This window comes from Pectobacterium betavasculorum (assembly GCF_000749845.1).
Taxonomy (GTDB): domain Bacteria; phylum Pseudomonadota; class Gammaproteobacteria; order Enterobacterales; family Enterobacteriaceae; genus Pectobacterium; species Pectobacterium betavasculorum.
In genome coordinates this window covers 434,364-446,543 of sequence record NZ_JQHM01000002.1, presented here as the reverse complement: position 1 = coordinate 446,543, position 12,180 = coordinate 434,364, and the positions used below count along the sequence as shown (strand labels likewise).

General features: G+C 52.0%; 13 protein-coding genes. 9 read left to right on the top strand and 4 right to left on the bottom strand.

All coding sequences use genetic code 11. The features are described 5' to 3' along the window. The first annotated feature begins 73 nt into the window (after positions 1-73). The 7 genes from rbfA (at position 74) to KP22_RS09490 (ending at position 7,264) form a co-directional block, all read left to right on the top strand. A complete protein-coding gene (gene rbfA, locus KP22_RS09515; RefSeq protein WP_039303232.1) occupies positions 74-472 on the top strand; it encodes a 30S ribosome-binding factor RbfA in 399 nt (132 codons plus the stop codon). After that, positions 472-1,416, top strand: coding sequence for a tRNA pseudouridine(55) synthase TruB (gene truB, locus KP22_RS09510; protein WP_039303235.1), 945 nt, complete (start codon positions 472-474; stop codon positions 1,414-1,416). The genes rbfA and truB overlap by 1 nt, the downstream gene beginning before the upstream one ends. Before the next feature lie 122 nt (positions 1,417-1,538). Next, the gene (gene rpsO / locus KP22_RS09505) at positions 1,539-1,808 is read left to right on the top strand and encodes a 30S ribosomal protein S15 (protein ID WP_010279698.1); all 270 of its coding nucleotides are present in this window, start codon (positions 1,539-1,541) and stop codon (positions 1,806-1,808) included. A gap of 249 nt (positions 1,809-2,057) precedes the next feature. Continuing rightward, complete coding sequence (gene pnp, locus KP22_RS09500; protein ID WP_039323927.1) at positions 2,058-4,178, top strand: polyribonucleotide nucleotidyltransferase; 2,121 nt, start codon at positions 2,058-2,060, stop codon at positions 4,176-4,178. Positions 4,179-4,315: 137 nt separating this feature from the next. After that, positions 4,316-5,200, top strand: coding sequence for a lipoprotein NlpI (nlpI, locus tag KP22_RS09495; RefSeq protein WP_039303240.1), 885 nt, complete (start codon positions 4,316-4,318; stop codon positions 5,198-5,200). A 104-nt stretch (positions 5,201-5,304) separates the two neighbouring features. Further along, positions 5,305-5,382 (top strand): protein YrbN, encoded by a 78-nt coding sequence (gene yrbN, locus KP22_RS23030; protein ID WP_099606227.1) that lies wholly within the window; start codon positions 5,305-5,307, stop codon positions 5,380-5,382. Beyond that, positions 5,375-7,264, top strand: a complete 1,890-nt coding sequence (locus KP22_RS09490; protein WP_039303242.1) for a DEAD/DEAH family ATP-dependent RNA helicase — start codon at positions 5,375-5,377, stop codon at positions 7,262-7,264. Before yrbN ends, KP22_RS09490 begins: the two co-directional genes overlap by 8 nt. Positions 7,265-7,374: 110 nt before the next feature. Here the strand turns inward: KP22_RS09490 and KP22_RS09485 are convergent, their stop codons facing one another. The 3 genes from KP22_RS09485 to ubiU form a co-directional block, all read right to left on the bottom strand. Next, positions 7,375-8,382, bottom strand: a complete 1,008-nt coding sequence (locus KP22_RS09485; RefSeq protein ID WP_039303850.1) for a luciferase-like monooxygenase — start codon at positions 8,380-8,382, stop codon at positions 7,375-7,377. Between the two features lie 166 nt (positions 8,383-8,548). Continuing rightward, positions 8,549-9,427, bottom strand: coding sequence for a U32 family peptidase (locus KP22_RS09480; RefSeq protein ID WP_039323926.1), 879 nt, complete (start codon positions 9,425-9,427; stop codon positions 8,549-8,551). A gap of 11 nt (positions 9,428-9,438) precedes the next feature. Beyond that, positions 9,439-10,434, bottom strand: a complete 996-nt coding sequence (gene ubiU, locus KP22_RS09475) for a ubiquinone anaerobic biosynthesis protein UbiU (protein ID WP_039303248.1) — start codon at positions 10,432-10,434, stop codon at positions 9,439-9,441. A gap of 355 nt (positions 10,435-10,789) precedes the next feature. On the opposite strand from ubiU, the gene ubiT reads away from it, so the two are divergent. Further along, positions 10,790-11,314, top strand: a complete 525-nt coding sequence (gene ubiT, locus KP22_RS09470) for a ubiquinone anaerobic biosynthesis accessory factor UbiT (protein ID WP_039303252.1) — start codon at positions 10,790-10,792, stop codon at positions 11,312-11,314. Further along, the gene (locus KP22_RS09465; protein WP_039303255.1) at positions 11,308-11,850 is read left to right on the top strand and encodes a GNAT family N-acetyltransferase; all 543 of its coding nucleotides are present in this window, start codon (positions 11,308-11,310) and stop codon (positions 11,848-11,850) included. The genes ubiT and KP22_RS09465 overlap by 7 nt, the downstream gene beginning before the upstream one ends. Here the strand turns inward: KP22_RS09465 and KP22_RS09460 are convergent. Then, the gene (locus tag KP22_RS09460) at positions 11,834-12,145 is read right to left on the bottom strand and encodes a GIY-YIG nuclease family protein (protein ID WP_039303258.1); all 312 of its coding nucleotides are present in this window, start codon (positions 12,143-12,145) and stop codon (positions 11,834-11,836) included. The genes KP22_RS09465 and KP22_RS09460 overlap by 17 nt on opposite strands. Positions 12,146-12,180 lie beyond the last annotated feature (35 nt).

Sequence of the window (12,180 nt, the reverse complement as noted above, 5' to 3'; positions counted from 1 at the left end):
CCGTTTTCAGCGACGACGTAAGTGATTCGTAAGGGGGGCCTAGTGCCCCCCGATTTTTACTGGAGGATTTATCATGGCAAAAGAATTCAGCCGCACCCAGCGCGTTGCGCAGGAAATGCAAAAAGAAATCGCCATTATCATTCAACGTGAAGTGAAAGATCCGCGCATTGGCATGGCGACCGTATCCGGTGTGGAAGTTTCTCGCGATCTAGCGTATGCCAAGGTTTTTGTGACCTTCCTGAATGATAACGACCCAGAGCAAGTTAAAATAGCGGTGAAAGCACTGCAAGATGCGTCTGGCTTTATCCGTATGATGATTGGTAAGGCAATGCGCCTTCGCGTTGTTCCAGAATTAACGTTCTCCTATGACAACTCATTGGTTGAAGGGATGAGAATGTCCAATCTGGTGACCAATGTGGTCAGAAACGATACGGAACGTCGTTCTGTTACGGGCGAAGATCAGGAGGATTAATGAGTCGTCCTCGTCGCCGTGGCCGTGATGTACACGGCGTATTGTTATTAGATAAACCGCAGGGCGTATCGTCTAATGATGTTTTGCAGAAAGTAAAACGGATTTTTAACGCTAACAGAGCGGGCCATACGGGTGCCTTGGATCCATTAGCAACCGGTATGCTGCCGATTTGCCTTGGGGAAGCGACGAAGTTTTCCCAATATTTGTTGGATTCTGATAAACGTTACCGTGTCATTGCCCGGCTTGGGCAACGAACCGACACCTCTGATGCCGACGGCAACGTGATCGAAGAACGTGCTATTGGTTTTTCTGCTACGGATCTGGAACAGGCGCTGGAGAGTTTTCGCGGCACCACGCAACAAGTGCCATCTATGTACTCGGCGCTGAAATACCAGGGGCGTAAGCTGTATGAGTATGCACGTCAGGGGCTGACGGTTCCACGTGAAGCGCGTGAAATCACCGTTTACGAACTTCAGTTCATTCGCTGGGAAGGTGATGAGCTTGAACTGGAGATTCACTGCTCGAAAGGGACGTACATTCGTACCATTATTGACGATCTGGGTGAGCAACTGGGCTGTGGCGCGCATGTGATTTATCTGCGTCGCTTGCAGGTTGCTACCTATCCAACCGAAAGAATGGTGACGCTGGAGCAGCTAGCGGTATTAGCCGAGCAGGCTCAGACGCAAGAGAATTCGCTTTCGCTGAGTCTTGACCCGCTGCTCATGCCGATGGAAAGCCCAGTTATTGATTTCCCAGAGGTGAATTTGCCGCCCGTTGTTGCAGGCTATTTGAAGCTGGGGCAAGCGGTTCAGGCAGCGAAAGCACCGTTGAACGGCATGGTGAGAATCACCGAAGGTGACGCGCATAAATTTATCGGAATGGGTGAAATTGACGGCGATGGTCGCGTTGCACCACGGCGTTTGGTTGTTGAGTATCCGGTGTAAACCCGCCCGCTGCTGCCTTGCTATCGCAGAACGCTGAGGGTAGAATAGCGCGGCTTGACTATTGGGTGGCTGAATTAGAGATCGGCGCCTGTTTTTTTATCTATAATGTTTGGGGTATTACAATGTCTCTAAGTGTTGAAGCTAAAGCTAAAATCGTAGCGGACTTCGGTCGTGGCACTAACGATAGTGGCTCTACTGAAGTTCAGGTTGCTTTGCTGACTGCGCAGATCAACCATCTGCAAGGCCACTTTTCTGAGCACAAAAAAGATCACCACAGCCGTCGTGGTCTGCTGCGTATGGTTTCTCAGCGTCGTAAGCTGCTGGACTACCTGAAGCGTAAAGATGTAGCACGTTACACCAGTCTGATCGAGCGTCTGGGTCTGCGTCGCTAAGTCTTCTGTGTTTCAGTGGAAAGGGGCCTCTTTTGGCCCCTTTCTTCTAGGAAGCATTAGCAAAACAGAGTAGTGTATTGTTGTTAAATATGATCTTTCATTACAGAGGTTCGCGCGGCTAATGAGAGGCTTTATCTGCATAAGCAAGGTAAGGGTTGTCATTAGTCGTGAGGATGTAGTGCAAAGGTCGGGAGTTCACTGGCGCGTTTATTTGAATACGTGTAACGCGCCCCAGCCAAGGATATTATTTTGCTGAATCCGATCGTTCGTAAGTTTCAATATGGTCAGCATACCGTCACATTAGAGACCGGTATGATGGCACGCCAGGCTACCGCCGCTGTGATGGTAAGCATGGATGACACTGCGGTATTTGTTACCGTTGTCGGCGCTAAAAGTGCTAAACCTGGTCAAAGTTTCTTCCCATTAACGGTTAACTATCAGGAGCGTACTTACGCTGCTGGGCGTTTCCCTGGTGGTTTCTTCCGTCGTGAAGGCCGTCCAAGTGAAGGTGAAACGCTGACCTCTCGTCTGATTGACCGCCCGATCCGCCCTCTGTTCCCAGAAGGTTTCCTGAATGAAGTTCAGGTGATTGCGACCGTCGTTTCTGTTAACCCACAGGTTAGCCCTGACATCGTTGCCATGATTGGTGCCTCTGCGGCGCTGAGCCTGTCTGGTATTCCGTTCAACGGCCCTATCGGTGTTGCACGCGTCGGTTACCTGAACGATCAATATGTCCTGAACCCAACAATGGATGAGCTGAAAGAAAGCCGTCTGGATCTGGTGGTTGCAGGTACAGAAGGCGCGGTTCTGATGGTGGAATCCGAAGCCGACCTGCTGAGTGAAGACCAAATGTTGGGCGCCGTCGTATTTGGTCACGACCAGCAGCAAATTGTTATCGAAAACATTAATTCTCTGGTTGCTGAAGCGGGCAAACCGAAGTGGGAATGGCATGCGCCAGAAGTTAATGTTTCTTTAGAGCAACGTGTACAGGCTCTGTCTGAAGCTCGTTTGGGTGACGCTTACCGCATCACCGAAAAACAAGAGCGTTACGCACAAGTTGACGTCATTAAAGCTGACGTTGTTGCTGCGCTGCAAGCCGAAGACGAAACGCTGAATGCGGGTGAGATTCAGGAAATCCTGGGTAACGTCGAGAAAAACGTCGTGCGTAGCCGCGTGCTGGCTGGCGAACCGCGTATCGATGGCCGTGAAAAAGACATGATTCGTGGTCTGGATGTTCGTACTGGCGTACTGCCGCGTACCCACGGTTCTGCCCTGTTCACCCGTGGTGAAACGCAGGCGCTGGTTACGGCAACGCTGGGGACTGAGCGTGATGCGCAGAATATTGACGAACTGACCGGTGAACGTACCGATCGCTTCCTGCTCCACTATAACTTCCCTCCGTACTCTGTCGGTGAAACCGGTATGGTTGGCTCGCCTAAACGTCGTGAAATTGGTCACGGTCGTCTGGCTAAGCGCGGCGTGCTTGCTGTGATGCCGAAGGCGAACGAATTCCCGTACACCGTGCGTGTGGTATCTGAAATCACGGAATCCAACGGCTCTTCTTCCATGGCGTCTGTCTGCGGTGCTTCTCTGGCACTGATGGATGCAGGTGTGCCAATCAAATCAGCCGTTGCGGGTATCGCGATGGGTCTGGTGAAAGAAGGCGACAACTTTGTTGTACTGTCCGACATTCTGGGTGACGAAGACCACCTGGGCGATATGGACTTCAAAGTTGCTGGTAGCCGTGAAGGTATTACCGCGCTGCAAATGGATATCAAGATCGAAGGGATTACCCGTGAGATCATGCAGGTTGCCTTGAATCAAGCCAAAGGTGCGCGCTTGCATATTCTGGGTGTGATGGAACAAGCAATCAGCACGCCACGTGGCGACATCTCTGAGTTCGCACCGCGTATTCACACCATCAAAATCAGTACCGATAAGATCAAAGATGTGATCGGTAAAGGTGGTTCAGTGATCCGTGCGCTGACTGAAGAGACAGGCACGACCATTGAAATCGAAGACGATGGTACCGTGAAGATCGCTTCAACTGACGGTGAAAAAGCGAAACACGCGATTCGTCGTATTGAAGAGATCACTGCCGAAATCGAAGTCGGCCGCGTGTATCAGGGTAAAGTTACTCGTATCGTTGATTTTGGTGCTTTCGTCGCTATTGGCGGCGGCAAAGAAGGCCTGGTACATATTTCTCAGATCGCCGACAAGCGCGTAGAGAAAGTGACTGACTATCTGCAAATGGGTCAGGAAGTGCCAGTCAAGGTTCTGGAAGTTGATCGCCAGGGTCGCGTGCGCTTAAGCATCAAAGAAGCAACTGCGCAAACTCAGGAAGCGGCGGCCCCGTCTTCTGAGGAATAAGGACTGTTAGAAAACGGTCTTATGGCACCTTGCCTGAGTATGGCAAGGTGCTGTGTGTATCGTAAGGGTATGGATGTCCTTGCGTTGAGCGGTCCGGGACAGGATGTTCATCCAATGTTTGTCTTCGGGAGTGGGAAATGAAGCCTTTCTTGCGCTGGTGTTATGTTGCAACAGCACTCATGCTGGCAGGATGCAGCAACACGGATTGGCGTAAAGACGCAGTATTGGCGATTCCGTTACAGCCGACTTTACAGCAGGAAGTGATTCTGGCACGCATGGAACAAATCCTTGCAAGCCGGGCATTAACCGATGATGAGCGAGCACAGCTATTATATGAGCGCGGAGTGCTGTATGATAGTCTCGGGTTACGGGCATTGGCGCGGAATGATTTTTCACAAGCGCTGACTATCCGCCCTGATATTCCAGAAGTTTTTAACTATTTGGGTATCTATTTAACGCAGGCAGGAAATTTTGATGCTGCCTATGAAGCGTTTGATTCTGTACTAGAACTTGATCCAACTTACAATTATGCGCGTTTAAACCGTGGCATCGCTTTGTATTATGGCGGTCGCTATCTGTTAGCGCAGGATGATCTGCTGGCGTTTTATCGAGACGATCCGAATGATCCTTTCCGTTCGTTATGGCTGTATCTTGTGGAGCGAGAAATCAATCCAGAGACGGCCAAAATTGCGTTGAAGAAACGCTATGACGACGCGAAGAGAGGGCCTTGGGGATGGAATATTGTCGAATTCTACCTGGGTAGTATCAGTGAAAAAACACTGATGCAACGTTTACAGGAAGAAGCTACGGATAACACTTCGCTCGCTGAGCATCTCAGTGAAACTGACTTCTATTTAGGTAAGCACTACCTAAGTCTGGGGGACAAGAACACCGCTTTGGCGCTGTTCAAGCTGACGGTTGCCAACAACGTCCATAACTTTGTTGAGCACCGCTATGCATTGTTGGAATTGGCGCTATTAGGCCAAGAGCAAGACGACCTATCAGGATCGGACCAGCAATAGCTGACGAACACTTAATCAGCCTGAAAAACTTCGGTTATCACCTTCACGGGTGAGGGCTTTTTTGTTCGCTTTTTAATCCAATTTGAGCCGGTTCACACTTTTCAATGAAAATGACTGAAAATTTTCACGACGAGTTATGTAGACTGGCCGCCATGTTTAATGAGGCACGTGTACATGACTGATTTACTTACTTCTTTTTCCGATTTGGGGCTGTCTGCTCCTATTATTAATGCCCTGACCGATCTGGGCTATGAAAAACCATCGCCGATTCAGGCTGAATGTATTCCTCACCTGCTGAACGGTCGTGATGTGCTGGGTATGGCACAGACTGGCAGTGGTAAAACTGCGGCTTTTGCTCTGCCATTACTCAATAATTTAAAACCTGAGTTAAAAGCACCACAGATGCTGGTGTTGGCTCCAACCCGTGAGCTGGCTGTTCAGGTTGCTGAAGCCTGCAATGATTTCTCCAAACATATGCACGGCGTGAACGTCGTTGCCTTGTACGGCGGCCAGCGTTATGACGTTCAACTGCGCGCTTTGCGTGGTGGAGCACAGATTGTTGTGGGTACTCCTGGTCGTCTGCTTGACCACCTGAAACGCGGCACGCTGGATCTGTCCAACCTGAGTGGTCTGGTACTGGATGAAGCTGATGAAATGCTGCGTATGGGCTTCATCGAAGATGTTGAAAACATCATGGCTCAGATCCCTGCTGCGCATCAGACTGCGCTGTTCTCTGCAACCATGCCGGAAGCGATTCGCCGTATTACGCGTCGTTTCATGAAAGATCCACAGGAAGTTCGCATCCAATCAAGCGTGACTACGCGCCCAGACATCAGCCAGAGCTACTGGACGGTGCAGGGTATGCGTAAAAATGAAGCGTTGGTACGTTTCCTGGAAGCGGAAGATTTTGATGCGGCGATTATTTTCGTTCGTACCAAGAACGCTACGCTCGAAGTGGCCGAAGCGTTGGAACGTAGCGGTTATAACAGTGCTGCGCTGAACGGCGACATGAACCAGGCGCTGCGTGAACAAACGCTGGAGCGTCTGAAAGACGGCCGTCTGGATATCCTGATTGCGACCGACGTGGCTGCGCGTGGTCTGGACGTTGAGCGTATCAGCCTGGTAGTAAACTACGATATCCCAATGGATGCCGAGTCTTACGTCCACCGTATTGGTCGTACCGGCCGTGCTGGCCGTGCTGGCCGCGCACTGCTGTTTGTAGAAAACCGCGAGCGCCGCCTGCTGCGCAACGTAGAACGCACAATGAAGCTGACGATTCCTGAAGTGGAATTGCCAAACGCAGAACTGCTGGGTCAACGCCGTTTGGCTAAATTTGCCGCTAAAGTACAGCAACAGCTGGAAAGTAGCGATCTGGATATGTACCGTGCGCTGCTGACGAAACTGCAACCGCAGGAAGAGCTGGATGTTGAAACGCTGGCTGCCGCACTGCTGAAAATGGCACAGGGCGAACGTCCTCTGATTCTGCCGCCAGATCCGGTATTCCGTCCTCGCCGTGAATTCCGCGATCGCGATGAGTCTCGTGGTGATTCACGTGGCGATCGTCGCCGCGATCCGCGTGATTCTCGCGAAAGCCGTGACGGTGACCGTCCGCAACGCCGTGAGCGTCGTGATGCGGGCGAGATGGAACTGTATCGTATCGAAGTGGGTCGTGATGATGGCGTTGAAGTTCGTCACATTGTTGGTGCTATCGCTAACGAAGGGGATATCAGCAGCCGTTACATCGGTAACATCAAACTGTTCGGATCTCACTCAACGATCGAACTGCCGAAAGGTATGCCGGGCGATCTGCTATCACATTTCACCCGCACGCGTATTCTGAACAAACCAATGAATATGCAATTGCTGGGCGATGCAGTCGCACAGCCAGAACGTCGTGGCGGTGGCCGTCCTGGTGGCGAACGTCGTGATGGCGCAGCGCCACGTCGCTCTTTCGGCGGCGGTGAACGCCGTGAAGGTAACGCTAACGGCGGTGAGCGTCGTGAACGTTCTTTCAACCGTGATGCTGCCCCACGCGCTCCACGTCGTCGTCCTGCTGACGCGTAAGCTTCAATACAGTTTGTTTTAATGCGGACTGTTTCAACGAAATAAGCTGCAATGCAAAACGACCCGTTCACGGGTCGTTTTTTTTACTGCAATAAATCTATCTATTCATGTCACAGCGTCTGCCGTACATCCATCGCGATTTCAAAAGATTGTAAACGTGCCTGATGGTCAAAGATCTGGCCATTGATCATCACTTCATCCGCCTGTGTTTCACGTAAAAGACTCTGCAACCCATGACGGACTTTCGTGCGATCGCCGACAATCGACAGCCGCAGTGCTTGCTCCGTGCCAAACTGTTCAGCAGGTGACCCTACTGTGTCGATATTTTCTACTGGCGCGGGCAGCGGGCCCGGTGTGCCACGGCGCAGGTTGATGAACTGTTGCTGCATCGAAGTGAAGAGGAAGCGCGCATCCCGATCGCTATCGGCTGCAACGACATTGACGCAAACCATCGCGTAAGGTTTGGTGTGGGTGGCAGAAGGGACAAAATTCTCACGGTAGAGGCGGAATGCCTCCAGCAACATATCGGGTGCAAAGTGGGCAGCAAAGGCGAAAGGTAAACCCAGTCTCGCTGCCAACTGCGCACTGTACAGGCTCGAACCGAGTAGCCAGATCGGTACGTGTAAGCCTTGTCCTGGGACGGCCTGTACTGCTTGACCCGGTTGTGCATCGGCGAAGTAGCGTTGCAGTTCCTGCACATCGCGTGGGAAATCGTCAATGTCGGCATTAAGGTGGCGGCGCAGCGCCATCATGGTGCGTTGATCGGTGCCGGGAGCACGGCCTAATCCCAGATCGATACGGCCGGGATAGAGTGATTCCAGCGTACCGAACTGCTCGGCGATGACGAGCGGTGAGTGATTTGGCAACATCACTCCGCCAGAGCCAAGACGGATACGCTGCGTACCGGAGGCAAGATAACCGAGAAGCACCGATGTTGCTGCGCTGGCGATACCGGTCATGCTGTGGTGTTCCGCCAGCCAATAGCGGTGATAGCCCCATTTTTCTGTATGTTGCGCCAGCTCCAGCGAGCGATGGAAAGCGTCACGTGCTGTCGCGCCTTGCGGAATCGGTGCAAGATCGAGGACGGAAAACACAGCGGATTGAGAAGGTGTGGACATAATATGGCTCACTTTGTTGTTCACTGACTCTACCTTGTCGGTAGATGCTAATGCCGTCAGTCAATGATGAAAGTCAGAACAGTATGATGGAATGTCGCAGCACTGCGTAATTCAAAAGATGCGTTTAGAAAGGGAAGGGCGGCTGGCCGCCCTGACAGGATGTGAGTTATTGAACGAGTTCAAGGCCAGCAACGCGACGCCAGTAGCCGTTACAGTCGGCCTTATTTTCCAGCGTTAATGGCATATTGCCTTGCTCGTTGGCGCGGAATGTATCCAGCATGGTTGGAGTGGTGATGTCGTTTGGAGACAGGCGGACAATATCGACCAAATCCTGCATTGACGTCAGCTCGTTGCCGAGGTTGTAGCAATAGCCACTTTGCGTCTGGATACCATTGAGGACGAAGACCTGCTGATTCTCCTGCGACAGCATTTTTCTGCCTTGTGGATAGCTGAGGCAGCAGGTTTCACATTCATCTTTTGGCCGATCTTCTGAACGAGCGGTAAAGCAGCGGGCGGAATAGGCTAATGGCAAATGGCCATAGCTGAGCACTTCCACTTCAAACTGATGGCGAAAGCCGAGCTCTTCACATTGGTTCAGCAGGTTTTGTAACCAGTCACGAGAGAGCTCGACCGGCATGCACCAGCGCACCATGCCTTGTTTGTGCAGCACACGTAGGGTGTATGCGTTGTAGCAGTTGAGCGCATGTCCGGCGACAAACGGCAGATTGCGTTCGGCGGCGATGTTAACTGCGCCCAGATCGTTCGCTTCCAGCAAGAACTCGCCGTTCTCCACATAGCGTTTTAGCTCGGTAAGCTCAGACGGCGCTTGTAAGAGCGCTAGCGTAGAAATCACCACCTGTTTACCGCTGTTGGCGACCTCACGAGCAACGTTGAACCAGTCTGCCACCTTCATCAGTCGGCGTTTGCTGCACACTGTTTCGCCGAGATAAACGATATCGGCGCTGCTGTTCACCGCAGCCTGATAAAACGCCTCGACGTCTGCTTTCGGCCAATAGTAGAGGATATTGCCTAGTGCGTATTTCATATGTTCTCCTGCTACTGCCATTTACGATGATACGCGCCAAGCGTGGTCTGTGTGCCTTCTGCCACTGCGCCTAATGCATCCATCCAAGCCTGAGTGGGTATGAATGTCTCAGGATTGGCACGGCAGCGATCGATTGCCTGTCGCCACACTTGTGTAATCTGGCTAACGTAGGCTGGGCTACGCTGGCGACCCTCTATCTTCACGGAAGCAATATTGGCAGCCATCAGTTCAGGCAGAAGCTCCAGCGTGTTCAGGCTGGTTGGCTCTTCCAGCGCATGGTAGCGCTGCCCATTGACCAAATAACGCCCTTTGCACAACGTGGGATAACCGGCGTTTTCATCGTCCTGATAGCGGTCGATCAGGATATTGTTCAGACGCGATTCCATGCCGTTTTCCGTCTGCTGCCAGCGTACAAAGCGCGCAGGCGAGCAGGCACCCACGGTATTCGGTGATTCACCGGTCAGATAAGAAGAGAGATAACAGCGTCCTTCCGCCATGATGCACAGGCTACCGAAGGCGAAAACTTCGAGCGGTACGGGGCTGGTACGAGCGATTTGCTTCACCTGATGAATGGACAGCACACGCGGCAGCACGATGCGTGAGACATCGAAATGGCGATGATAGAAACGGATCGCTTCGGTGTTTGTTGCGGAAGCCTGAACCGACACATGGCGTTCAATATTGGGATAGCGCTCGGCGGCATATTCCAGCATGGCGAGATCGGCGAGGATCAACACATCGGCACCGATCTGTGCGGCCATATCCACGGCGCGTTGCCAGCGTTGATAGCCATCCGGATGAGCAAACGTATTGATGGCGATATGCAGCTTACGTCGGTGGCGGTGCACGTACTCACGTGCTTCCTGTAGTTTCTTATCGGTAAAATTCAGCCCGGCAAAATGACGTGCGTTGGTGTCATCTTTCAGGCCGATATAGACCGCATCTGCGCCATTATCGATGGCAGCTTTCAGTGCTGGCAGGTTACCAGCGGGGCAAAGCAGTTCCATACACAATCCTTCATTAATCCCCTCGGGCCGTAGCAGGTCGGTACGATCAATGATGTTCAGACTGATGACCACTTTTATGACGTGCGTTTTGCCAGTCACTCTTGCGGGTCGTCGTAAGCGATTATTTATCAGTCGATGAATGTTGTTAACGATTGGGAATCTTAATTAACCCATCAGGTAAGGACTTTGATTTAAGGCAGTTTATGGTGCTAATCGTCGCGTAAGGACAAAATCTATTGGGCATAATCGGATAAGCGACTAAATTATTGACATAGACCTCTGCCGCTTGCGGTGGATGTGGCAAAATGTTCGCAGATTATCTGAACAGTCAGATTGCTTTAAGAGGAGTACGCCAGTGTTGGAAAAACTACGAGCGCAGATTGTGCGTCAGGGGCCGAGCTTATTAGGTAAGCCACTCAAGTTCACCCCCTTTGCGCTACAGCGTCAGGTTTTGGAACAGATGTTGGGCTGGCAGTTCCGTCAGGCGCTGGAAGAGGGCGATCTGGCATTTCTCGAAAGTCGCTGGCTGAAAATTGAGGTTCGTGATGTCGGTTTGCAGTGGTTTATGACGCTGCGCGAGGGGCGGCTGGTGGTGAGCCACGATGAGATGCCGGATGTCAGCTTCAGTGCGGATGCAAACGATCTGATTTTGATCGCCGCGCGTAAAGAAGATCCCGACTCGCTGTTTTTCCAACGTCGTCTGCGCATTGAGGGCGACACCGAATTAGGTTTGTATGTGAAGAACCTGATGGATGCTATTGAGCTGGAGGCTATGCCTGCGCCGCTGCGCATTGGCCTGTTGCAACTGGCGAACTTTGTTGAGGCCGGCTTACAGGAGGGCGTAGTGCAAACAACGAATCACGCGCCAGTATCATGCTAGTTCGGGTGGAAATTCCGGTTGACGCGGCAGGGATCGACAGCTTATTGCGCCGTTCTTTTCCTACGGGAGCAGAAGCGGATCTAGTACATCAACTGCGTGAAGACGGCTTATTGACGCTCGGCGTCGTGGCAACCGACGATGAAGGTGGCGTGGTGGGCTATGCTGCATTCAGCCCGGTGCTGATCGAAGGTGAGGATCGGCAGTGGGTGGCGCTTGCGCCATTGGCGGTAGACGACAGTCTGCGCCGACAAGGCGTGGGGGAGAAGTTGGTCTACGAAGGGCTGGATGCGCTGAATGAATTTAGCTATACCGCCGTCGTCGTGCTGGGTGAGCCTGCTTACTATTCCCGCTTTGGTTTCGTTCCGGCTACAGAGCACCAGTTGCATTCTCGCTGGCCGGACAGCGAATCGACTTTTCAGGTCTACCCACTGGCAGACAATCAGGTTGTCGGTGAAGAGTCGCCTGAAGGCGAAAGTGGATTTGAAGATGCGATCGGGCTGGTTGAATACGCCGAACCGTTTAACCGCTTTCTCTAGTCGACAGCGTATCAATACAAATCATCTGAGGCTGGTCTTGTACCAGCTTTTCTTTTTGGTTTTTGCTCAACTGCTTAATACGATATTCCAGCTTGAGTGCGTTTGAACGATTGCCCACCAGACAGTGAAACACCAGCGTCAACTCCCCTTTCCCCCGCAGTGCTTTTGCCCCTTTTCCGGCTTGATGTTGATTCAGGCGGCGGCTGACATCCGTCGTGATACCGGTATACAGCGCCCCATTAACCGTGCGCAGCATGTACAGATACCAGCGAGAGTGTTCGGCGTGTTCAGTCATGGCTTTGTCTGTGGATTATTTTTTGAAAAAGTGGC

Excerpts from the sequence above, each read along its gene's own strand:
- rbfA (WP_039303232.1), top strand. The coding sequence starts at position 74 with ATGGCAAAAGAATTCAGCCGCACCCAGCGCGTTGCGCAGGAAATGCAA.
- truB (WP_039303235.1), top strand. The coding sequence starts at position 472 with ATGAGTCGTCCTCGTCGCCGTGGCCGTGATGTACACGGCGTATTGTTA.
- rpsO (WP_010279698.1), top strand. The coding sequence starts at position 1,539 with ATGTCTCTAAGTGTTGAAGCTAAAGCTAAAATCGTAGCGGACTTCGGT.
- nlpI (WP_039303240.1), top strand. The coding sequence starts at position 4,316 with ATGAAGCCTTTCTTGCGCTGGTGTTATGTTGCAACAGCACTCATGCTG.
- yrbN (WP_099606227.1), top strand. The coding sequence starts at position 5,305 with ATGAAAATGACTGAAAATTTTCACGACGAGTTATGTAGACTGGCCGCC.
- KP22_RS09490 (WP_039303242.1), top strand. The coding sequence starts at position 5,375 with ATGACTGATTTACTTACTTCTTTTTCCGATTTGGGGCTGTCTGCTCCT.
- KP22_RS09485 (WP_039303850.1), bottom strand. The coding sequence starts at position 8,382 with ATGTCCACACCTTCTCAATCCGCTGTGTTTTCCGTCCTCGATCTTGCA.
- KP22_RS09480 (WP_039323926.1), bottom strand. The coding sequence starts at position 9,427 with ATGAAATACGCACTAGGCAATATCCTCTACTATTGGCCGAAAGCAGAC.
- ubiU (WP_039303248.1), bottom strand. The coding sequence starts at position 10,434 with ATGGAACTGCTTTGCCCCGCTGGTAACCTGCCAGCACTGAAAGCTGCC.
- KP22_RS09465 (WP_039303255.1), top strand. The coding sequence starts at position 11,308 with ATGCTAGTTCGGGTGGAAATTCCGGTTGACGCGGCAGGGATCGACAGC.
- KP22_RS09460 (WP_039303258.1), bottom strand. The coding sequence starts at position 12,145 with ATGACTGAACACGCCGAACACTCTCGCTGGTATCTGTACATGCTGCGC.